The following is a 22,384-nucleotide window of genomic DNA, read 5'->3' as shown; positions in this document are numbered from 1 at the left end:
AAACGTTACAGCGCACCATCCTCCACCGGCGCCGGCGTCAGCGGCGTCATCATGTGGCCCAGCTTGGCGGCCTTGGTATCCAGATAATACTGGTTGAAGGCATTGCGGTTGACCAGCAGCGGAACGCGCTCGGCCACTTCAATGCCCAGTTTGGTCATGGCATCGATCTTACGCGGATTATTGGTCATCAGGCGCAGGCTTTTCACGCCGAACTGCGCCAGCATCGGCTGCACCAGGCCGTAGGTGCGCTGATCCGGCTTGAAGCCCAGTTGTTCATTGGCTTGCACCGTATCGGCGCCGGCTTCCTGCAGGCGGTAGGCGCGGATCTTGTTGATCAGGCCAATGCCGCGGCCTTCCTGACGCAGGTAAAGCAGCACGCCGCGGCCTTGTTCGGCAATCTTCTTCAGCGCGCCTTCCAGCTGGGCGCCGCAGTCGCAGCGCTGCGAGAACAGCACATCGCCGGTCAGGCATTCCGAATGGACGCGGGCCAGCACCGGCTCGCCGTCGCCGATATCGCCCAGCACCATGGCCAGGTGCTCCTTGCCGGTGGCCTTTTCGACAAAGGCGTGCAAGGTGAACTGGGCCCAGGGAGTCGGCAGGGCGCAGGAGGTAACGTAGTTCAGTTCGTCCTGGGACGGGATTTCTGCGCTCTGCGACATGGTTTTGCTCTTTATTCTGTTCATATAAGGTAAAAAAGGCGCGCCGGGCTGTTCCAACAGACCCGGCGCGCCCTTCATGATACCAAAACTGGCGGAAATGTTTCTGAGGCCCCCCTCGGGCCTGCAGACCCTTATTGTTTTGGCAGGTCGAACAACAGCAGTTCGGCTTCTTCCGCTTGTTCCAGCGTCACCAGCGTTTCATCGCTGATCTTCAGCGCGTCGCCCTGTTTCAGGTGCACGCCGTTGACTGTGACCGCGCCGCGGATCACATGGACATAGCCGAGGCGGTCTTCGTCCAGCGTATGTTTCAGGTGGTCGCCTTCATCCATGATGGAAGCGTAGATCGATGCTTTCTGGTGAATCAGCACCGAGCCGTTGCGGCCATCGTTGGACGCGATCAGCGCCAATTTGCCTTTTTTGTGCTCCGGCGTGAAGTGCTTTTCCTCGTAGCTCGGTGGAATGCCCAGTTCGTTCGGCTGAATCCAAATTTGCAGGAAGTGCACTTGCTGGCTGCGGTCGCCGTTGTACTCGCTGTGACGCACACCGGTGCCGGCGCTCATGCGCTGGACGTCGCCGTAGTGCAGCACCGAACCGGTGCCCATGCTGTCCTTGTGTTCCAGCGCGCCGCTCAGCACGTAGGAGATAATCTCCATGTCGCGGTGACCGTGGGTGCCGAAGCCCTGGCCGCCCTGTACCTGGTCTTCATTAATCACCAGCAACGGACCGAAACCGACGTGCTCCGGGTCATGGTAGTGACCAAACGAGAAGCTGTGTTTGGAATCCAGCCAGCCGTGGTTAGCTTTGCCGCGGGAATCAGAATGGCGTACTTGTAACATGATGAGCTCCGTTTCTTGTGAGTTAATGTGCGATAATTTTGAAAGCGTTTTTTGCTGCCGTCTTCCGTATCGCTGCATCCATGAATCACATTGTAGACCTGTGTTCGGGATTAAAAAAACGGAAAATTTACCCCTCTATTATCGATAAATTCGAATGCTCAGACTCAGCCTGGAAGCCCTGCAAATCGTTGACGCTATCGACCGGCGAGGGTCTTTCTCTGCCGCAGGGAAGGAATTGCACCGCGTTCCCTCGACAATTTCCTATACCGTCAGCAAGCTGGAGGACGATCTCGGTGTGCAAGTTTTCGAACGTAACGGCCCGCGCGTCGAGCTGACGGCGGCCGGGGCTGAACTTCTGAAAGAGGGCCGCTACCTGCTTAAGGCGGCGCTGGACCTGGAACACCGCGTGCGCCGCGTCGCTTCGGGCTGGGAAACCGAGCTGGCGGTCGGCATGGATTCGATGTTTTCGGCCTGTCTGTTCCATGACGACGTGCCGGCCTTCTATGACGTCGCCCAGCAAACGCGGCTGCGCATCGTGCAGGAAGCGCTGTCCGGCACCTGGGAAGCCTTGATCGAGCGGCGCGCCGACCTGCTGGTGGGGGCGGCCGGCGACGGTCCGGCCGGCGGCGGTTATGTGTCCGAGCCGATCGGCAAGATCGATTTCGTGTTCGCGGTGGCGCCGTCGCATCCGTTGGCCGCTGTCGAGGGCAAGCTGAGCCGCACGCACCTGCAAAATTACCGTGCCATCAGCGTGGCCGATTCCGCCCGCAAGATGGCGCCGCGCACCGTCGGCCTGTTGCTGGGGCAGGACACGCTGACCGTGCCGGACATGAAGACCAAGTACCAGTACCAGCTGGCCGGCATGGGCTTCGGTTTCCTGCCCGAACCGTGCGCCCGCTACGCCATCGCCCAGGGGCTGCTGGTGGAAAAGCCGGTGGAAGAACCAAAACCGGCCGAGACCTTCTACCTGGCCTGGCGCAGCGGCGAAAACGGCGCCGCGTTGAACTGGTGGATCGAGCGTATGCGGCGGCCCGGCCTGTTCGAGCGCTTGCTGAGCCATCTGCCCCATCATAAAGTTGACCAAGGCCAATAGTTTCGGGCAACATAGCAGAACCACTGAACGGACCATGTCATGACCGCACTAATCGCCACGCCTGTATTGCTGCATTTGTTGGCTGACCGTAAAGGCAGTCCGGCAGCCTTGCTGCTGGACGCCGGCGGCGTGCCGGCACGCGCGTCGGAACCGCCGGTGAAACTACTTGAAGAACTCGCCAACGGCGGCATGCATTGCTTCTACCGCGCCGGCATCGACCAGGCGCCGCATCAGGCGCTGGCGCAAGCCGGATGGCAAGCGCTGGCGGCCGACAAGGTGGTGCGGGCCGATGACGTGCTGCCGAAGGAACTGCCGCCCGGCGTCAACTGGATCGAAGGCGACTGGTTCCTGGCGCCGCCACCGAAGGCGGTCGGCACGCAGGCTGCCTCGCGCGCACTGGCGCTGCAACTGGTGCAACTGGTGTCGGCCGATGCCGATACCCACGAAATCGAGGCGCTACTGCGGCAAGACCCGACGCTGTCGTATCACCTACTGCGGCTGGTCAATTCGCTCGGCATGGGCACCGGCCGCCGCGTCACCAGTTTTTCGCAAGCCATCCTGATCCTCGGCCGCGCGCAACTGCGGCGCTGGCTGAACCTGATGCTGTTCTCGTCGCGCGAAGGCGATCCACGCTCGGCCATGCTGCTGGCGCGGGTGGCGGTGCGGGCGCGCATGATGGAACTGCTGTCTAAGGCCTGCGGCGAAGACAAGCCGCACCAGGAGCAGGCCTTCATGGTGGGCATGTTCTCGCTGCTGGGCGTGCTGTTCGGCCTGCCGCTGGAAGAAGTGATGAAACCGCTGACCATCAGCGACGCCGTGCAGCAGGCGCTGCTGGCGCACGAGGGCGAACTGGGTCAGCTGCTGTGCGTGGTGGAGTCCGCCGAGCGCGAAGACCACGACGCGCTCGATGGCTGCCTGGCGGCGCTGCCGCTGGATGCCGGCACCTACAACCGCATCGTCATCGACGCCTTCCTGTGGATGCAGGACGTCACGGCAGGCAAAGCGGGTAGCGGCCATGCATGATGCGATCCAGCGTTGTCTTGCACTGAGCCGCCAAGCACGGAACGAGCAAGGCGACGCGCTGGCGCAGACCCTGACCGCACTGGACGCCGCCCTTCACCAGGCGCAGGCGGCGATCAAGCCGGCCGACCTGCCGCCGCAGGACGCCACGCTGGCGCTCGACCTGACCGGTTACGTCACCGCCTGGAGCATTGGCGCGCAGCAGATGTTCGGCTACACGGCCGACGAAGTGACCGGCCAGCACGTGCTGTTCCTGTACGCCGAGGATGACGACGACGGCAATATCGCCGAACTGTTCTTCGACCACGACCCCGGCGCTTCGGCCGCCCGCACCGAAGTGCGCCGCCGCAAGAAGAACGGCGAGATCATCTGGGTGCACCTGGACATCGAGCTGCGTCCCGACGACGGCGGCATGCTGGTGACGCTGTCGCAAGCCAATCAGACGCTGTCCGACCTCGACAAGGTCAACCTGCACGCGCGCATCATCGAGGACAGCGAGCAGGGCGTGCTGATCACCGACGCGCATGAACGCATCGTCTCGATCAATTCCTCGTTCACCCGCATCACCGGCTATACGCCGGCTGAATCGATCGGCAAAACGCCCGACCTGCTGCGCTCCGGCGTGCACGACGCCGACTTCCGCGCCAAGGTGCGCAGCGCCATGCAGGGCGGCGGGCCGTGGCGCGGCGAGATCATCGGCAAGCGCAAGAATGGCGAGCTGTTCCCGCAGTCGGTGACCATCAGCGCAGTGCGCGACCAGCATGGCAAGATCAGTCATACCTTCTCGCTGTTCTCCGATATCAGCGTGCACAAGGACGCCGAGGCGCGCATGCAACGCATGGCCAACTACGATCCGCTGACCGGGCTGCCGAACCTGTGCCTGCTAACCACGCTGGTGGGCCAGGCGCTGACCGAGACCAAGCGCTCCGGCGAGCACGGCGCGCTGCTGGTGGTGGAAATCACCCGCTTGGGCGCGATCAGCGACACGCTGGGCCACGATCTCGGCAATGAGCTGCTGTGCGAAATCGGCCGCATCTTCCGCGCCACGCTGCGCGAAGCCGACGTGCTGGCGCGGCTGGACGGCCACCGTTTCGCGATCGCGCTGCTGCACGTGGAAAAACGCGAACATGCCGGCATCGTCGCCGAAAAATTGCTGGCCGCGCTGGCGGCGCCGATCGCCATCGCCGGCCACAGCCTGCAAGTCGGCGCGCATGTCGGCATCACGGTCTACAACGAGGACGGCGCCGACGTGCCGACGCTGATCCGCTACGCCGACGTGGCGGTGGCCAAGGCGGGGCAGAGCATCGAGTCCAACTTCCTGTTCTACAGCGAAGAGATGAACCAGCGCGCCAAGGAGCATCTGCGCATCGAAAGCGAGTTGCGGCAGGCGCTGCAAAATAACGAGTTGCAGCTGTATTACCAGCCCAAGGTCAGCCTGCGCAGCGGCCGCATCGTCGGCGCCGAGGCGCTGCTTCGCTGGCGCCATCCGTTGCGCGGGCTGGTGTCGCCGGGCGTGTTCATCCCGGTGGCGGAAGAGACCGGCTTGATCCTCGATCTCGGCGCCTGGGTGCTGGAAGAAGCCTGCCGCCAGGTACGCGAATGGCGCGACGCCAATATGATCACGCCGCCGATCGCGGTCAACCTGTCGGCGCGCCAGTTCGACGCCGAGTTGCCGAATCGCATAGCGGCGGTGCTGGAGCGTCATCAGGTGCAGCCGGACCAGATCAACCTGGAAATTACGGAAAGCCTGCTGGTGCGCGGCACCGACAAGGTGATCGCCATCATGAACCAGCTGGTGGCGATGGGCATGGCGCTGGCGCTGGACGACTTCGGTACCGGCTATTCCAGCCTGGCGTACCTGAAGAAATTCCCGATCAGCACCTTGAAGATCGACCGTTCCTTCGTCATCGGCCTGCCGTATGAAGAAAACGATTGCGCCATCGCCCGCGCCATCGTCACCATGGCGCAGCAGCTGCGCCAGGAGATTGTGGCGGAGGGTGTGGAGACGGCCGAGCAGATGGCTTTCCTGCGCGAACTCGGCTGCGACCAGCTGCAAGGCTACCTGTTCAGCCAGCCGGTGCCGGCGGCCGATTTCGCCGCCATGCTGCGCGAAGGCAAGCGGCTGGCCTTCGCCAATCGTTGAGCTGCGGTGTGCTACGGAAGAGAGATAGCGTGGTAATGTAGAAGATGAAACAATGGTCTGTTTAATCCACACTTACTGGAGACTTCCATGCAAAAACGTACTTTCCTGATGCGCGCTACCGCCGCTGTCGCTTTCGCTGGTCTGGCGCTGGGTGGCTGCACCACCACCACCGGCGCCGCCAAGCCAAGCTCGGCCGCCGTGAAGACGGAAATCGAACAGGGTTCCTACAACACGCTGGAGCGCCTGTACAAAGAAGTAAAAGGTTCGCGCGAGCTGGTCCACAAGGCCAACGGCGTACTGGTGTTCCCGAATGTGGTGGCGGCAGGCCTGGTGGTCGGCGGCGAATACGGCAAGGGCGTGCTGCGCACCGGCGGCCAGGTGGCGGACTATTACAGCGTCGCTTCGGTATCGGTCGGCTTCCAGGCCGGCGCGCAATCGAAGGCCGTGGTGCTGCTGTTCATGAGCCGCGAAGCGCTGGATAAATTCCGCAACGGCAAAGGCTGGACCGCTGGTGTTGACGGCTCGGTGGCGCTGATCAAAGTGGGCGCCAATGGCGAGGTCGACACGGCCACCGCCAACAATCCGATCCAGGCCTTCGTGCTGACCAACGGCGGCCTGATGGCGAACCTGAATCTCGAAGGCACCAAAATTTCCAAACTCGACTTATAAGGCAATAATGACCCGACCGCTCCTGGATCAAGCACGCATCCACCCCGCCGCACTGGCGCAGATCAGCAGCTATCACACCGAGCTGATCGCCGAGGTGGAGGCCGCCATCGCCGCCAACAAGGTGGTGGTGGTCGGCATGGGACTGAATCCTTTCCCAGCCAAGGCACGCAAGATCCTGGACGGTCAGGGCACGCCGTACAAGTACCTGAGTTACGGCAATTATTTCTCGCAATGGCGACCGCGCCTGGCGCTCAAGCTGTGGAGCGGCTGGTCGACCTTCCCGCTGATCTTCGTCAACGGCACGCTGATCGGCGGCGCTACCGACCTGCAAAAGCTGATCGCCAGCGGCGAGTTCGCGCGCCTGCTGGGCTAATCCGGGTCGACCTCGTCGTTGAGTTTTTCCGTCAGCGTTTTCAGCGCAGGCGAGGCCTGGTCGAGGTGGTAGCGCACGCAGTGCGCCTTGCCGCCGTCATCCACTTCCAGATCGTATTGAAAGTCCCACGACTTCGGCGCTTCCTTCACCAGTTTGGGCGGCAGCGTGAAGAAGTCGCTGGCATGCAGCAGCTGCTCCAGCTGGCTGGACTGGTCCGGCGGCAGCTTGGCCAGATCGACGGTGCGGGTTTGCGCGCCGGCCGGTCCGGCGAAGCCGCCGGTACATTTCAGAGTCAAACGCATGATGCTTCCTTAATTTAACTGACGCCAACCACTTTCCATGCCGCCTGTATCGCGTGCTGCTCGGCCGAATCGGCGCCGTACAGCAGCGCGCCAGCTTGCGTGGTGGCCTTGGCCATGTCGGCAAACGTGGCGTTGGGCGTCAGCAGCGACAGCGACTTGTACCAGATCGGCGCGGCCTTTTCCCAGGCATTGCCCTTGAGCGCGATCGCAGCCGCGTAAAACGCATGGTTGGGAATGCCGGAGTTGGTGTGGACGTCGCCGTTTTCCACATATCCTGCCATGGTTTTCGGCTGGTCGTCGCCCGACCAGGTGAGCGCCTGGTTGCCGGGATCGGCCATCGAGCGCAGCGCCTTGCCGACCGACGGCGCCATGATGCCGGCGCCGATCAGCCAGTCGGCCTGCTCGGCGCTTTGCTTCAGCGTCCATTGTTTGACCACGCTGCCGAATACATCGGAAATCGATTCGTTGAGCGCGCCGCTCTGGCCCTCATACACCAGCCCGCCCGGCACCGCGTACTGCGTGACGCCATGGGTCAGTTCGTGGGCGATGACGTCGACCGCGCCGGTGAAGCCCATGAACAGCTTGCCGTCGCCGTCGCCGTACACCATCTGCTGGCCGTTCCAGAAGGCATTATTGAATTTGTTCTGGTAATGAACGGTGGAATCGATGCGCAAGCCTTTGTTGTCGATGGAATTGCGCTGCAGGATTTCACGGTAGAAATCGTAGGTGGCGCCGGCGCCGTCGTAGGCCTGGTTGACCGCCTTGTCGGCGGACGCTTTGCTGTCCTCCCCGCGCACCAGCTTGCCGGGCAGTTTGGACTTGTTCTGGGCATCGTAGACCGTACGGCGCTTCTCGCCGGTGGCGGCGGTGGTAATGCCCATCGTCATCGGCGCGACGGAGCGCTGGCCGCGCAGATGGGCGGACAACTCGGCCGTGTCCAGCAGGCAGTGGCGCTCGTGCTGGTCGTGGGTTTGCTCGGCCAGCTTGCGCAGCATGTTGGACGGAATGATGAAGCAGGTACAGCCAAGCGGGTGCGCAGCCATGACGTTCTCCTAAACAATGCAATAACGTATTTATACACGTATTTTCATTGCTGGGACGTCACGCTGACCGCTGTGGCTGGCGCAAGGGATCGAGCAACATGCGCAGGTTGTTGTGGTCGAGTTCGTACATCAGCGCGATCAGCGCGCCGAGCTCGCCGGAAGGGAAGCCTTCGCGCGCGAACCAGCCCAGGTAATGGCCGGGCAGGTCGGCGATTTTGCGGCCTTTGTACTTCCCGTACGGCATTTCGCGAGTCAGCAGCAGGGCGAGTTTTTCTGAGTTCATGCGGCGATTTTAACTCAGGCGCCGGCGACTCCGTGGCCGATCATGGCGCGCGCGTCGACCACGCGGTCGAAGGTGGCGGCGTCGACGTAGCCGGACGCCAGCGCCGCTTCCCGCAACGTCGAACCGCTGGCGTCGGCCTGCTCGGCGATATGCGCGGCGTGCTGGTAGCCGATTACCGGCGATAGCGCCGTCACCAGCATCAGGCTGTTGTCGAGGTAGCTGGCGATCTTGGTACGGTTCAGCTGCGTGCCTTCGACCGAATAGGTACGGAATTTCGCGCAGCCGTCGGCCAGGATGGTCGCCGAATGCAGGAAGGCATTGATGATGATCGGCCGCATGGCGTTCAGCTCAAAGTTGCCCTGCGAGCCGGCAAGCGCCACCGCGCTGTCGTCGCCGAGCACCTGAATCGCGATCATCACCATGGCCTCGCACTGCGTAGGATTGACCTTGCCCGGCATGATGGACGAGCCGGGCTCGTTTTGCGGCAATTTCAGCTCGCCCAGGCCGCAGCGCGGGCCGGACGCCAGCCAGCGCATGTCGTTGGCGATTTTCATCAGCGCCACCGCCAGTCCGCGCAAGGCCGCATGCGCGCGCACCATGGCGTCCAGCGAGCCCTGCGCCATGAATTTGTTGGGGGCGGTGATGAACGGCTTGCCGGTCAGTTCGGCGATCCGCTGCGCCACCTGCACCGAAAAGCCTGGCGGCGCATTGATGCCGGTGCCGACCGCCGTGCCGCCCACCGCCAGCTCGTACAGGCCGGCGCGGCTGTTCTCGATGTTGACCAGGGCGGCGCGCAGCTGGGCGGCGTAGCCGGACCATTCCTGACCGACCGTCAGCGGCGTCGCGTCTTCCAGGTGGGTGCGGCCAATCTTGACCACCTCCATCCACTCGGCCGCCTTGTCCTCGATGACCTCGGCCAGTTGCGCCAGTTCGGGCAGCAGGCGCCGATCCAGCAGGTCCAGTGCGGCGATGTGCATCGCGGTGGGGAAGGTGTCGTTCGAGCTTTGCCCCATGTTGACGTCGTCGTTGGGGCCGACCGGCTGCTGGCTGCCCAGCGTGCCGCCGAGCAGCTGGATGGCGCGGTTCGACAGCACTTCGTTGACGTTCATGTTGGACTGGGTGCCGGAGCCGGTTTGCCACACATACAGCGGAAAATGCTCATCCAGCTGGCCGGCGATGGCTTCGTCGGCGGCGCGCAGGATGGCTTGCGCCTTCCACGCCGGCAAGCGACCGGCGGCCTGGTTGACCAGCGCGCAGGCTTTCTTGACGATGCCGTAGGCGTGATACACCGCCTTCGGCATGCGGTCGTCGCCGATGGAGAAGTGCTGCAGCGAGCGCGCCGTCTGCGCGCCGTAGTATTTGTCGGCCGGTACGTCGACCGTGCCCATGGAATCAAATTCCTGACGGCTGCCGCTGGCGGCCAGCCCGATCGGCAAGTCCTTCAGTTTAGTGATCGCGTTCATGCTGTCACTCCTTCAGACGTTCTCGATTTGCAGCAGCGCGGCGGTGGCGGCGCGGCTTTGGCGGCAAGCTTCGGCGTCCTGCTTGAGGTCAATGCCGTAGGTCGGGATGATCGCTTTCAGCTTGGTCAGCCAGGCCGCCTCGGTCAACTGGTCGCCAAAGCAGCGTTGCAGCACTTCCAGCGCGATGTAGGCGGCGGTCGAGGCGCCCGGCGACGCCCCCAGCAGCGCCACCAGCGACTGGTCGGCGGCCGACACCAGTTCGGTGCCGAACTCCAGCTTGCCTTCCTCATGCTTGAACCAGCCAGCGCTTTCATGCGGCGCGATGGTTTGCACGCGCTGGCCGGCGATGGCTTTTTTCCAGTCCTGCTGGACTGCCCTGGGGAAGAATTCCTTCAGCGCGGCAAACTGGTGCTCGGCGCTTTGCATCACCTGGCCGATCAGGTATTCGGTCAGTTGCAGGTTGTCGCGGGCGACGTCCAGCAAGGGGATGATATTGCTGTGGGTGAGCGTGGTGAACAGGTCCGACAGGCCGCCGTACTTGAGCAGTTTGGTGGAAAAACCGGCATACGGTCCGAATAGCAAGGACTGCTTGCCGCCGATGATGCGGGTGTCCAGGTGCGGTACCGACATCGGCGGCGAACCGCTGGCGGCCTTGCCGTACACTTTGGCGTGGTGGCGCTGGCTGACTGCGTCCACGTCGCAGCGCAGCCAGATGCCGCTGACCGGGAAGCCGCCGTAGCCCTTGGCTTCCGGGATTTTCGATTTTTGCAGCAGCGGCAGCGCGCCGCCGCCGGCGCCGATGAAGACGAAGCGCGCCGACAGGTGGCGTTTGGCGCCGCTACGCGTATCTTCCGCCGTCACCAGCCAGCTTTGATCGTCCTGCCGCTGCAGACCTTCTACCTTGCTGTTGTAACGCACCGCGAAACCGGGCTGTGTGCTCAGATGTTTGACCAGCAGGTGCGTTAGCGCGCCATAGTCGACATCGGTCCCGGTGATCATGCGGGTGGCGGCGATCGGCTGCTGCGGGTCGCGACCTTCGATCACCAGCGGCGCCCACTCGGCGATCACGGCCGGGTCTTCGCTGTATTCCATGCCGTGGTAGCAGTGGTGGGCCGACATGGCTTCGTACCGCGCGCGCAGGAAGGCGACATTTTCCTCGCCCCATACAAAACTCATGTGCGGGCACGGATGCAGGAAGGCGCGCGGGTCGGGGATTGCGCCGCGCCCGACCAGATACGCCCACAGCTGGCGCGAGATGTCGAACTCGGTGTTGACCTCCAGCGCCTTGCTGATGTCGATGCTGCCGTCCGCTCGCTGCGGCGTGTAATTCAATTCGCAGTTGGCGGCGTGCCCGGTGCCGGCGTTATTCCAGCCGTCCGAGCTTTCCTGCGCACAGTCGTGCAGCGCTTCCAGCATGACGATGGACAGCGCCGGGTCCAGTTCCTTCAGCAGGGTGCCCAGCGTGGCGCTCATGATGCCGCCACCAATCAGGACGATGTCGTGGTTTTCCGTGACTTGAATGTCGCTCATGCTTTGCTCCTTGGGGTGAAGAGGGTGTCTACTTCCGGGCCGACGATGATGTAGGCGCGGCGCCACGGCTGCTCGTCAATCAGGCGCCAGCTGTGGCCGCTGCCGCTGAGATCGTCGGCCAGCAGCACGTCGCCGGGGTGGATGATGAAAGTGGCGCCGCTGGCGGTGGTGAATTCCAGCGTGCCGCTGAGGGTCAGCACGAGTTGCAGCGATGGCGCGTGGTGCGGGGCGAACTGGCCGCCGGCCACGGTTTCGCGGAACGAGATGCTGGCGGCCTTGAGTAGCGGGCTCAGCATGTCGCCGCGCTCACCCTGGAGCAGGGCAATCTGTCCCTCTTCAAACAGCGAATCACCGCCGGGGCCGGTCCATATGCGTATGCAACGTATCATGATTGCTCTCCTTGCAAGATTGCGTGGCGTGGAGCGACTATGCCCGGCATTCGTACCGGACGGACCTCCCGAACGGTAGAAAAATCGGCCGACCTGATCCGATGGTAGGGCAATCCGGGACGTGCGATCGGTATAGTGAAACCATCCCTCATTCACGTTATTTCAGGAGTTTCCATGACCTTGCAATCCTTCCGTCACCGCATGCTCGTTGGCGCACTGTCGGTGGCCCTGGCGCTGCCGGCGCTGGCGATGGCGGCGCCGGACGTCGCGGTCGGTCCGCAGTACGACACCACCCATGTGTATGTGCAGGATGCCGATCTCGCGACCTTCATCCAGAGTTTTACCGGTACTTTCGGCGGCAAGGCGAGTCCGCGTGCAGTGTTTACCGTGACGCCGACGCCGAGCAAGACAGCCTCGCAATATGTGCAGACGCCGGTCGGCATGCTGTCGGTGTTTGCGTTCCAGACGCCGATTCCGTATGGCTTCGGCGAGGAGCGCACCGGTTATCTGGTGAGCGATATTCACAGCGCCACCAAGGCGGCGGTGGAGGCGGGCGCCGATGTCACCGTTGAACCGTTTGATGACCCGATCGGCAAGGATGTGATTATCCAATGGGCCGGCGGCGTGAATATGCAGCTGTACTGGCATACCAAGGCGCCGTCATACGCGCCGTTGCATAGCGTGCCGGATAACCGAGTGTATGTGTCCAAGGTCTCGGGCGATAAATTTATCGGCCAGTTCAAGCAGTTTGCGCATGCCAAAGTGACTGCCGATGACAAGATCGATGGCGCGGAAATCGGCCGCGCAGGCACCGAGATTCGCCGCGTGCAGCTGTCGTCCGGCTTCGGCAAGATGATGGTGTATGTCAGCGACGGCAAGCTGCCGTTCCCGTATGGCCGCGAGACCACCGGCTATCAGGTGGATGACGTGGCGGCGACGCTGGAGAAGGCAGCCGCCAATGGCGTCAAGGTGCTGGTGCCGCCGGTGAAAACGAGTCAGGGTAATGTGAGCGCCATGTTGCAGTTCCCGGGCGGTTACATCAGCGAGATTCACAATGCGGCGAAATAGTTTGACGTTGCGCCGCTGCGGCGGCGCGCTGGCGCTGGTGGTCAGCGGCGCGGCCGGCGCGCAGACCTTGACGGCGGCCGATGCGTCGCCCGCTGGTGCCGCATCGGCCAGCACCCCGGCGCCGGTCTGCGACGCCAAGCGGCCCGCCATCAACTTCAATCGCTGGAACGAAAACTGGGGCGTGCTGGCCGATCCCTGCCTGCCGCAGCAACCGCTGGATGGTCTGAAATACATCCCGCTCAGCGAGGACGGCATATCCTACCTGTCGCTGGGCGCCGGCCTGCGCGAGCGCTACGAGCATATCGACGCGCCGCTGTACGGCGCCGGCACCACGCCGTCCGACGGCTACGTCATCCAGCGCACCAACCTGCACGCCGATCTGCGTCTCGGCCCCTACGTGCAGCTGTTCGGCCAAGTGGTCGACGCCCGCACCTTCGGCAAAAAGACCATCGCGCCGCCCGACCGCGACAAGCTGGATATGGAACAGCTGTTCATGACCGTGGCCGTGCCGACAACCGACGGCGCCGTCAAGGTCCGCGTCGGCCGCCAGGAAATGGCCTTCGATTTGCAGCGCTTTATCGCCGTACGTGACGGCCCCAATGTGCGCCAGGCTTTCGATGGCGTCTGGGCCGACTGGGAGCATGGCCCGTGGCGATTGATCGGCTACGTGACGCAGCCGGTGCAAAACCGCAGCGTCGACAGCTTCGACGACTACTCCAACGGCCACCTGACGCTGAACGGCCTGCGGCTTGAATACCAGGGCCTCGGCCCCGGCGACCTGTCCGGCTACTACTCGCGCTATCGGCGTGACAGCGCGCGCTTCCTCGACGCCACCGGCGACGAACGCCGCAACGTCTGGGACATGCGCTACAACGGCAAGAGCGGGGCAGTGGACTTTGACATTGAAGGCATGCGCCAGACCGGCCAGGTGGGCGCCAAGCAGGTCTCGGCATGGGCCATCGGCTCCATCGCCGGCTACACCTTCGCCAAGACCGGATGGACGCCGCGCGTTGGCCTGCAGTTCGACATGGCGTCCGGCGACAAGCACGCCGGCGACGGCACGCTGGGCACCTTCAATCCGCTGTTCCCCAACGGGTACTACTTCGCGCTGGCCGGCCTGACCGGCTACAGCAACTTGATCCACCTGAAGCCATCGGTCACGCTCAAGCCGGCGAAGACGCTCAGTGTCACCACCGCGCTTGGCCTGCAATGGCGCCAGACCACCGCCGATGCGGTGTACGTGCAAAGCATGGCCGGCGTGCCGCGCACCGCAGGCCAGGGTTCGCGCTGGACCGGCGCCTACGGCCAGCTGCGCGTCGATTGGGCGGTGACGGCCAACGTTGCGGCGGCAGTGGAAGCGGTGCATTTCCACGTCGGCGACACGCTGCGCAACGCCGGCGGCCGGGATGCCGATTACCTTGGTGTGGAGCTCAAGTTCGGCTGGTAGATTAGAATGCGGCATGCTGACTAATCTCTGGTATGTAGTGCTGCCATCCGCGCAACTGACGGACGGCCTGAAGCCCGTGCAACTGCTCGGGCAGCACTTTGTCGCTTTCCGCGATGAAGTCGGTGCGGCGCGGCTGCTGTCGGACATCTGCGTCCATCGCGGCGGCGCGCTGTCGGCCGGCGTCAAGGTGGGCGGCAGCGTGCAATGCCCGTACCACGGCTGGCGCTTCGGCGGTGACGGCGTCTGCAACCACATTCCGGCGCAACCAGACCTGCGCATTCCGCTGCGCGCGCGCGTGGATGCCTATCCGACCATCGAACGCTATGGCTGGATCTGGGCCTTCCTCGGCGACCTGCCGGAAGCCGAACGTCCGCCGCTGCCGCAGCTGGACTGGGTCGACGATCCGAATGTGCGCGTGGTCTCCGGCCACTTCGACTGGGATGCGAGCTGGGACCGGGTGATGGAAAACGGTCTCGATTTCGCCCACGCGCCGTTCGTCCACGGCTCCACCTTTGGCGATCCCGAACATCCGGAAATCGGCGGCTTCGACGTCGAGCGCGAGCCCTGGGGCGGCAGCGCGCTGATGACCATGCGCCGTCCGGTGCGCAAAGGCTGGCGGCGCGCGCCGACCGGCGCGCATGTGGGCGTGGCCACGCGGCCCGGCTTCCACCTGTCCGGCCCTTGCGTCACGCTGGAACTGGCACCGCGCGACGGCTGGAAAATCTACATCGTCTCGGCTCACACGCCGGTGGACGGCAACCGTACGCGCACCTGGTGGATGATGGGCCGCACCTTCATGCGCTGGCCGCTGCTGGACCGCCGCGTCATCGCCAGCAACCTCAACATCTTCAACCAGGACCTGGTGGTGCTCAACAAGGTGCGCCCGGAGCGGGTGCCGGATTCGTGGCTGCAAGAGGTGTCGATCAAATCCGACGCGCTGCAAATCGCCTTCCGCCAGAAGATCCGGGAGCTGGAGGAGCGCGGCTGGCGCATCGACGAAGTGCGCGTAGAGCGCGAGTTCACCGGCCGCACCGCCTGCGTAGTGCCGGGGCCGGACCGCCGCGACGGCGGGCCATGGGCCATCGAGACCATTCCCATTATTGCGTGCTGAGCAAAGATGTTTTGGAGTTTCGTGTCTTTTTCCCCTGCGCAAAAGTCCTGATACTGCATGACATCAACTACTCAGGAGTGACGTCATGCCAATTGCACTACTCGCGCTGACCATCAGCGCATTCGCCATCGGGACCACCGAGTTTGTCATTGTCGGCCTGTTGCCGACCATCGCCGCCGATCTGGGCGTGAACCTGCCATCAGCCGGCCTGCTGGTCAGCCTGTACGCCCTGGGCGTGGCCGTCGGCGCGCCGTTGCTGACCGCACTGACCGGTAAAGTGCCGCGCAAGCTGCTGATGGTATCGCTGATGGTGCTGTTCACCCTCGGTAACCTGCTGGCCTGGAAAGCGCCCAGCTACGAATCGCTGGTGATCGCCCGCATTCTCACCGGCCTGGCGCACGGCGTATTCTTCTCGATCGGCTCGACCATCGCCACCTCGCTGGTGCCGAAGGAGAAAGCCGCCAGCGCGATCGCCATCATGTTCACCGGCCTGACCGTGGCGCTGGTGACCGGCGTGCCGCTGGGGACCTTCATCGGCCAGCATTTCGGCTGGCGCGAGACTTTCCTGGCCGTGGCAGCGCTGGGTGCGATTGCGGTGGTGGGCAGCATGCTGTTTGTGCCGTCGACTATCCAGCACAACAAACCGGCTTCGCTGCTGCAGCAGATGAAAGTGCTGGCTGAGCCGCGCCTGTTGCTGGTGTACGCCATGACGGCGGTGGGCTATGGCGGTTCCTTCATCGCCTTCACCTTCCTGGCGCCGATCCTGACCGACATCACTGGCTTCAGCGCCAGCGCGGTGGGCCTGGTAATGCTGGTCTACGGTGTATCGGTCGCGGTGGGGAATATATGGGGCGGCAAGCTGGCCGACAAGCGCGGTCCGATTGGCGCGCTGAAGATCATCTTCCTCGGTCTGGCGGCTGTACTGGTGGTGTTGAGCTTTGCGGCGTCGTACAAATGGCTGATGCTGGCAACTGTACTGGTGTGGGGTGCGGTGGCGTTTGGTAACGTGGCCGGCTTGCAGGTGTATGTGGTGCAGCAGGCGGAACACTACACGCCGCGTGCCGTCGACGTGGCATCGGGCCTGAACATTGCGGCGTTCAACCTGGGGATTGCAGGTGGCGCGTGGGGAGGTGGTCTGATCGTTGAGCATGTGGGTCTGGTGCACACCGGCTGGATCGGCGGGCTGGTGGTACTCGGCGCGCTGGGCCTGACCGCGCTGAGCGGACGGCTGGATCGGCTGAATCCACGTACCGTGCGGGGTAGCGGCGTGCGCGTGGCAGCACACTAAACCCGCACTTCGCTAGGGGTCTGACCCCGTACGGGGTCAGACCCCGGTTTGGCTTCGGGGTAAAAGCCAGCGCCGCCAACTGGTGTATATTGGCGGCGATCTGAATTCTTCGCCGTCCATCCCATGTCCGCAGTCTCGCTGTTTTGCCTCGTCTCCGCCTATTTCGCCGTGCTGCTGATCGTAGCCTGGCGCACCTCCCGCAACGCCAACAACGACAGCTTCTTCATCGGTAACAAGCGCAGTAACTGGATGCTGGTGGCGTTCGGCATGGTCGGCACCACGCTGAGCGGGGTGACGTTCATCAGCGTTCCCGGCGCCGTCGGCCGCGATGGTTTCGGCTACCTGCAAGTGATACTTGGCTATGTGCTGGGCTATATCGCCGTCACCTTCATCCTGCTGCCGCTGTACTACCGTCTCAAGCTGACCTCGATCTATACCTATCTAGAGCAACGTCTCGGCCAGCGCGCCTACCAGAGCGGCGCCGCGTTCTTCATCATCTCGCGCCTGCTGAGCGCCTCTGCGCGGCTGTACCTGGTGGTCAACATCCTGCAATTGACGATCCTCGACAGCATGGGCGTGCCGTTCTGGCTGACTACCACCGTCATTCTCGCCATGATCCTGCTGTACACCTACGAAGGCGGCGTCAAGACCATTGTCTGGACCGACACGCTGCAAACCACCGGCATGGTGCTGGGCCTGGTGATCTGTGCTGGGTGGCTGCTGCACACCATGCACCTCGGCCCGCTGGACAGCTTCGCGCAAATGCAGGCGCACGGACTGACGCGGGTGATCACCACGTCCATCGACAGCCCGGCCAACTTCTGGAAGCAACTGCTGGCCGGCTTCTTCATCGTCCTGGCCATGACCGGCATGGACCAGGAGACCATGCAGAAGAACATCTCGGTGCAAACGCTGCGCGACTCGCAGAAGAACATGCTGCTGACCACCGCTGTACTGACCGCTGTACTGGTACTGTTCATGTACCTTGGCGGGTTGCTGTACCTGTACGCGCCGACGGCCGGTGTAACCGCGGTAGGGGACAAGCTGTTCCCGGCGGTGGTGATGGGCCAGATGCCGGCCGCGTTGCAGCTGATCTTTTTCGTCGGCCTGATCTCGGCGCTGTTTCCCAGCGCCGACGGCGCCATGACTGCGCTGACCTCCAGCTTTAGTATCGACATCCTCGGCGTGCAGCGCCGCAGCGACCTGACGGAAGCCAGCCGCAAACGCCTGCGCCACCGCGTGCACCTGACGTTCTGCGCCATCTTCCTGGCGCTGGTGCTGGTGTTTAAGTGGGTGGACAACGCCAGCATGGTCGGCCTGGTGCTGAAGCTGACCGGCTACACCTATGGCCCATTGTTGGGCCTATTCGCCTTCGGTATCCTGACCCGCCGTGCAGTGCGTGACCGCTGGGTGCCAGTCGTGGCGCTGGCCGGGCCGCTACTATGCTATGTTATTGATTTTAATCAGCAATCGCTGTTTGGAAGCTATCGGATCGGGCTTGAATTGCTTATCCTGAACGGCTTGCTGGTGTTCGCCGGCCTGCTGGTCATTTCCAAAAAGCCGCTGTAGCGGTATTATCATTGCAAATTACGCAACCACTGGAGTGTTGATGAGTCAGTCCCCGCAATCCCCGCAAAAACCGCGGTCCTTTGTTCGTCGCGGTTTTTCTTTTGTCTGGCGTTCGATCGACGCCACCCGCCGTACGGTGCTGAACCTGATTTTCCTGGCCATTGTGCTGATCCTGCTGTACGCCATCTTCGGTGGCGGCGCCAAGCCGCTGCAACCGAAAACCACGCTGGTGCTGGACCTGAAGGGCCAACTGGTCGAACAGTCCAGCGTCAACGCCACGGAAGCGCTGCTGGCCAACGCCCGCGGCGGCGAAGTGCACAAGATGATCCAGCTGCGCGACGTGCTGGCCGTACTGGACACCGCCGCCAAGGACCCGAACGTGGAATCCGCCGTGCTGCTGACCGACGACCTGCAAGGCGCCGGCCAGGCTTCGCTGCGCGAAGTGGCGGCCGCCATCGACCGCTTCAAGGCTGCCGGGAAGCCGGTCATCGCCTGGGGCGCTAGCTATGACCAGCGCCAGTACCTGCTGGCCGCGCATGCCAGCGAGGTCTATCTGCATCCGATGGGCATGGTGATGATCGAAGGTTTCGGCCGCTATCGCAATTACTACCGCGATGCGCTGGACAAGCTGGGCGTGACGGTCAACCTGCTGCGCGTCGGCACCTACAAGAGCTTCGGCGAGCCGTACATCGCCAACGGCCCGTCGCAGGCTGCCAGCGAGGCCGATTCGTACCTGAACAATGCGCTGTGGGCGTCGTACACCGACAACGTCGAGAAAGCGCGCAAGCTGCCGCAAGGCCAGATCATGAAAACCATCGACGACCTGCCGACGCAAGTGGCGGCGGTGAATGGCGACCTGGCCAAGCTGTCGCTGGCCGAGAAGCTGGTCGACGGCCTGAAGACCAAGGATGAAATCCGCCAGATGATGATCAAGCGTGGCGCCGCCGATACGGACGCCAAGAGCTTCCGCCAGGTGGCGTTTGACGAATACCTGGCGCGCGTGCCGCACAAGCTGACCGGCGATGCAGTCGGCGTGATCGTGGCGCAGGGCGAGATCAGCGACGGCAGCGCCGGTCCCGGCTCGATCGGCGGCGATTCGACCTCGAAGCTGATCCGCATGGCGCGTGAAGACAGCAACATCAAGGCCGTGGTGCTGCGCATCGATTCGCCAGGCGGCAGCGCCTTCGCTTCGGAGCTGATCCGCCGCGAGCTGGAACTGACGCGCGCCGCCGGCAAGCCGGTGGTGGTTTCGATGGGTAACGTGGCGGCTTCCGGCGGCTATTGGATTTCGATGTCGTCGGACGAAGTAATCGCCGAACCGACCACCATCACCGGTTCGATCGGCGTGTTCGCCATCCTGCCGACCGCCGACAAGGTGATCGACAAGCTGGGCATCCACACCGCCGGCCAGCCGACCACCTGGCTGGGTGACGCCGGCAATCCGCTGCGTCCACTGGACCCGCGCTTCGGCCAGGTGATCCAGGGCAGCATCAACCATATCTACGCCGAGTTCACCACCAAGGCGGCACAGGCGCGCAAGACCACGCCGGAGAAGATCAATGAAGTGGCGCAGGGCCGTGTGTGGACTGGCGCGCAGGCCAAGGATCGCGGTCTGGTCGACCGTCTGGGCAGCTATGGCGACGCGCTGAAATCGGCCGCCGCCCGTGCCAAACTGCCGGCCGATTACCGCGTGGTGTATGTCGAGCGTGACATCAGCAAGTTTGACCGCTTTGTGGAGATGATCGGCGGCGGCACGGCGCAAGCGGTGGCGCAGGCTGTATCGTCGCAACTGAAACTGGGCGCTGCGGCCACCACCGGTCTGCCGCCAAGCGCGGCCACCGGCATCGCCAATGACCTGGGCTGGCTGACGGAGATCACGGCGCAGCACAAGCCGTTCACCGCGATCACCCACTGCCTGTGCGAATCGCCATAACGTCGTTCCCGCGCACGCGGGAATCCATGGAACGCTAGCTCAGGCTAGCGGCAACTCCACCTCGAAGCAGCTGCGTCCATCCCGCATCAGGGCGCAGCGGGCTTCGCCTCCATGGCGCCGGGCGATCTGGCGCACCAGTGCCAGACCCAATCCGGCGCCATTGTTATCCAGCGTGCCGCGACGGCGGAAGAAGGGCTCGAATACGCGCTCGAATTCCGGATCCGGTACGCCTGGACCCTCATCCCATACCCGCAACGTCGCCACATTATTAGCGCAAATGATGCGCACGCTGGCCGGCGGCACGCCGTGGCGGTGTGCGTTCTCCAGCAAATTGCGCAGCAGTCGGCGCAGCAGGCGAGGATCGCCCCGCATCACGGCGGACTCGCCATCCAGCATGGTGTCGTCGTAGCGCGCGCATTCTTCCGCCGCCAAGGCCAGCAGGTCCAGTTCTTCAGTGTCGGTGTTTTCCGGGATCGCGCCGAGGCGGCTGGCCAGCAGGATTTCATCCAGCAGGTGATTCAGTTCGGCGATGTCCTGTTCCAGGCCCTTGCGCCGTTTCGGGTCGATGCCTTCCGGGATCAGCTCCAGCGCCAGCCGGATGCGAGCCAACGGCGTGCGCAATTCGTGTGAGGCGTTGGCCAGCAGCGTCTTGTGCGCGCCAACCAGCTGTTCGATCTGGTCGGCGGCGCGGTTAAAACTTTGCGCCAGCCGCGCCACTTCGTCCTTGCCTTCGATCGGCACGCGCGCGGTGAAATCGCCGGCGCCGAGTTTTTCGACGCCGATTTGCAGCCGTTCCAGCCGCTTGGTCAAATGCCGCACCAGCGGGAAGGCCGCCACGCCGATGCCCAGCGCCACCAGCAGCAGGGCGTTATGCAGCATGGCCTTGGGCCGCGTGAAGCCCAGCGGTTCGCTGGACAGCAGCTTGCGGCCGTCCGGCAAACGCACAAACGATTCCGGCGGCGGACCGGTCACGCCCTGGCGGCGCCAGTGACGCGCCGGGATCAGGTCTCCCACCACGGCCAGCGGGCGCCAGTCGCGCGTGTAAAGCGTCATGTGGGCGTCATTCAGGTTAGCGGCGACGCGCGCCAGTGCGGCCTGCTGCATATCGGGCGGGGCGTCGGGCGGCGCCAGCACGTTCTGCATTACTTGCGCCAGTGTGGCGTTGGAGCGCTCCAGCGGGCTGCCGGTGCGGTTCCAGATTTCCAGCGTGGCGAAGGCGAAGATCGCCAGGATCACCAGCAGCGCGACGTAAAAGCGGAAGTAGAGGCGCGGCAGGCCGATAGGCGGAAGATTAAAGCGACGCTTCATCAGTCCTGCACCTTGGCGAACAGGTAGCCGGCGCCGCGCACGGTGATGATGCGGCGCGGCTTTTTGGGATCGTCTTCAACAGCGGCGCGTATGCGCGACATATGCACGTCGATCGAGCGGTCGAAGGCTTCCAGCGGTTCGCCCTTGAGTAAATCCATCAGCGCGTCGCGCGACAGCACGCGGCCGGCGTGTTTGGCCAGCACCAGCAGCAGGTCGAACTGGTAGGCGGTCAGCTCGCACGGCACGCCGTCCAGCCGGGCGGCATGGGCGGCCGGGTCGACTTCCAGCCGGCCGAAGCGCAGGAGCTCGTCCTGGCCGGGTTGTGTGCGCTGGCCGGCGCCGGGTGGCGTGTCCAGGTGGCGCACGTCGACGCGGCGACGCAGGATGGCGCGCAGGCGCGCCAGCAGTTCACGCGGTTCGAAAGGCTTGGGCAGGTAGTCGTCGGCGCCGATTTCCAGGCCGACGATGCGGTCGATGGCGTCACCGCGCGCGGTCAGCATCAGCACCGGCACGTCGGAGGTGGCGCGCAGTTGGCGGCACACGTCCAGGCCATCCATATCCGGGAGCATCAGGTCGAGGATGACAGCGTCGATCTCGGAGGCGGCGATATGGTCCATGGCGATGCGTCCAGTGGGCGCGTGCAGCACGCGAAAGCCGGACTGGCCCAGGTATTCGGTGAGCATCTCGGCCAGGCGCGGGTCGTCTTCTACCAGCAAAATTCGGTCTACAGGATTCATGCGATTAATTCTACGCTACGGTGAGTGCGGCCAGTATGCCGCGCACGCGTGTAGGAGCGATGTCGGTCCGGTAAAGATATGTAAAGGTAGTTTAACGATAAATGCGCAAAGTCCTTGATT

Annotated in this window: 21 protein-coding genes; 11 read left to right on the top strand and 10 right to left on the bottom strand. The window is 63.8% G+C overall.

The window, feature by feature from the left end:
* Window positions 1-5 precede the first annotated feature (5 nt).
* On the bottom strand, window positions 6-659 hold the full coding sequence (gene ribA, locus HH213_RS01395; RefSeq protein WP_169110301.1) for a GTP cyclohydrolase II: 654 nt from the start codon (window positions 657-659) through the stop codon (window positions 6-8).
* A gap of 131 nt (window positions 660-790) precedes the next feature.
* A complete protein-coding gene (locus tag HH213_RS01390) occupies window positions 791-1,495 on the bottom strand; it encodes a pirin family protein (RefSeq protein ID WP_110848906.1) in 705 nt (234 codons plus the stop codon).
* A gap of 154 nt (window positions 1,496-1,649) precedes the next feature.
* On the opposite strand from HH213_RS01390, the gene HH213_RS01385 reads away from it, so the two are divergent.
* From HH213_RS01385 to HH213_RS01365, 5 genes are all read left to right on the top strand, one after another.
* A complete protein-coding gene (locus HH213_RS01385; protein WP_169110299.1) occupies window positions 1,650-2,588 on the top strand; it encodes a LysR substrate-binding domain-containing protein in 939 nt (312 codons plus the stop codon).
* 39 nt (window positions 2,589-2,627) lie between these two features.
* Complete coding sequence (locus tag HH213_RS01380; RefSeq protein ID WP_169110297.1) at window positions 2,628-3,611, top strand: EAL and HDOD domain-containing protein; 984 nt, start codon at window positions 2,628-2,630, stop codon at window positions 3,609-3,611.
* Window positions 3,604-5,751 carry a putative bifunctional diguanylate cyclase/phosphodiesterase gene (locus HH213_RS01375; RefSeq protein ID WP_169110295.1) on the top strand — a complete coding sequence of 716 codons (2,148 nt, stop codon included), beginning with the start codon at window positions 3,604-3,606 and terminating at the stop codon, window positions 5,749-5,751. The genes HH213_RS01380 and HH213_RS01375 overlap by 8 nt, the downstream gene beginning before the upstream one ends.
* 87 nt (window positions 5,752-5,838) lie before the next feature.
* Window positions 5,839-6,420 (top strand): BPSL1445 family SYLF domain-containing lipoprotein, encoded by a 582-nt coding sequence (locus tag HH213_RS01370; RefSeq protein WP_110848902.1) that lies wholly within the window; start codon window positions 5,839-5,841, stop codon window positions 6,418-6,420.
* A 7-nt stretch (window positions 6,421-6,427) separates the two neighbouring features.
* Window positions 6,428-6,793 carry a glutaredoxin gene (locus HH213_RS01365; RefSeq protein ID WP_169110294.1) on the top strand — a complete coding sequence of 122 codons (366 nt, stop codon included), beginning with the start codon at window positions 6,428-6,430 and terminating at the stop codon, window positions 6,791-6,793.
* Here the strand turns inward: HH213_RS01365 and HH213_RS01360 are convergent.
* Genes HH213_RS01360 through HH213_RS01335 form a run of 6 tightly spaced genes read right to left on the bottom strand, consistent with a single transcriptional unit; the run spans window position 6,790 to window position 11,803 of the window.
* A complete protein-coding gene (locus HH213_RS01360; protein WP_229263249.1) occupies window positions 6,790-7,095 on the bottom strand; it encodes a protealysin inhibitor emfourin in 306 nt (101 codons plus the stop codon). The two genes, HH213_RS01365 and HH213_RS01360, sit on opposite strands and share 4 nt — an antisense overlap.
* 14 nt (window positions 7,096-7,109) lie before the next feature.
* Complete coding sequence (locus HH213_RS01355) at window positions 7,110-8,138, bottom strand: M4 family metallopeptidase (RefSeq protein WP_169110293.1); 1,029 nt, start codon at window positions 8,136-8,138, stop codon at window positions 7,110-7,112.
* A gap of 58 nt (window positions 8,139-8,196) precedes the next feature.
* Window positions 8,197-8,421 (bottom strand): DUF3820 family protein, encoded by a 225-nt coding sequence (locus HH213_RS01350; RefSeq protein WP_110848898.1) that lies wholly within the window; start codon window positions 8,419-8,421, stop codon window positions 8,197-8,199.
* Window positions 8,422-8,435: 14 nt separating this feature from the next.
* Window positions 8,436-9,884 (bottom strand): class II fumarate hydratase, encoded by a 1,449-nt coding sequence (gene fumC / locus HH213_RS01345; protein WP_169110292.1) that lies wholly within the window; start codon window positions 9,882-9,884, stop codon window positions 8,436-8,438.
* A 12-nt stretch (window positions 9,885-9,896) separates the two neighbouring features.
* Complete coding sequence (gene mqo / locus HH213_RS01340) at window positions 9,897-11,414, bottom strand: malate dehydrogenase (quinone) (protein WP_169110291.1); 1,518 nt, start codon at window positions 11,412-11,414, stop codon at window positions 9,897-9,899.
* Complete coding sequence (locus tag HH213_RS01335; protein WP_169110290.1) at window positions 11,411-11,803, bottom strand: AraC family ligand binding domain-containing protein; 393 nt, start codon at window positions 11,801-11,803, stop codon at window positions 11,411-11,413. Before HH213_RS01335 ends, mqo begins: the two co-directional genes overlap by 4 nt.
* A 174-nt stretch (window positions 11,804-11,977) precedes the next feature.
* On the opposite strand from HH213_RS01335, the gene HH213_RS01330 reads away from it, so the two are divergent.
* The 6 genes from HH213_RS01330 (at window position 11,978) to sppA (ending at window position 20,219) form a co-directional block, all read left to right on the top strand.
* A complete protein-coding gene (locus HH213_RS01330) occupies window positions 11,978-12,871 on the top strand; it encodes a VOC family protein (RefSeq protein ID WP_169110289.1) in 894 nt (297 codons plus the stop codon).
* On the top strand, window positions 12,858-14,318 hold the full coding sequence (locus HH213_RS01325; RefSeq protein WP_169110288.1) for an alginate export family protein: 1,461 nt from the start codon (window positions 12,858-12,860) through the stop codon (window positions 14,316-14,318). The genes HH213_RS01330 and HH213_RS01325 overlap by 14 nt, the downstream gene beginning before the upstream one ends.
* 13 nt (window positions 14,319-14,331) lie before the next feature.
* Window positions 14,332-15,429, top strand: coding sequence for an aromatic ring-hydroxylating dioxygenase subunit alpha (locus tag HH213_RS01320; RefSeq protein WP_169110286.1), 1,098 nt, complete (start codon window positions 14,332-14,334; stop codon window positions 15,427-15,429).
* An 85-nt stretch (window positions 15,430-15,514) separates the two neighbouring features.
* On the top strand, window positions 15,515-16,717 hold the full coding sequence (locus HH213_RS01315) for an MFS transporter (RefSeq protein WP_110848892.1): 1,203 nt from the start codon (window positions 15,515-15,517) through the stop codon (window positions 16,715-16,717).
* A gap of 123 nt (window positions 16,718-16,840) precedes the next feature.
* Window positions 16,841-18,286 carry a sodium:solute symporter gene (locus HH213_RS01310; protein WP_169110284.1) on the top strand — a complete coding sequence of 482 codons (1,446 nt, stop codon included), beginning with the start codon at window positions 16,841-16,843 and terminating at the stop codon, window positions 18,284-18,286.
* 40 nt (window positions 18,287-18,326) lie between these two features.
* Window positions 18,327-20,219: a signal peptide peptidase SppA gene (gene sppA / locus HH213_RS01305; RefSeq protein ID WP_169110282.1), complete on the top strand. Its 1,893-nt coding sequence runs from the start codon at window positions 18,327-18,329 to the stop codon at window positions 20,217-20,219.
* A gap of 39 nt (window positions 20,220-20,258) precedes the next feature.
* Here the strand turns inward: sppA and HH213_RS01300 are convergent, their stop codons facing one another.
* Together HH213_RS01300 and HH213_RS01295 are read right to left on the bottom strand one after the other, a co-directional pair.
* Complete coding sequence (locus HH213_RS01300; RefSeq protein WP_110848889.1) at window positions 20,259-21,527, bottom strand: sensor histidine kinase; 1,269 nt, start codon at window positions 21,525-21,527, stop codon at window positions 20,259-20,261.
* Window positions 21,527-22,264, bottom strand: coding sequence for a response regulator (locus HH213_RS01295; RefSeq protein WP_169110280.1), 738 nt, complete (start codon window positions 22,262-22,264; stop codon window positions 21,527-21,529). Before HH213_RS01295 ends, HH213_RS01300 begins: the two co-directional genes overlap by 1 nt.
* Window positions 22,265-22,384 lie beyond the last annotated feature (120 nt).

Source organism: Duganella dendranthematis (assembly GCF_012849375.1).
Lineage (GTDB): Bacteria > Pseudomonadota > Gammaproteobacteria > Burkholderiales > Burkholderiaceae_D > Rugamonas > Rugamonas dendranthematis.
Note: the sequence above shows the minus strand (reverse complement) of the source record. Positions and strands in the feature narration are given on the sequence as shown.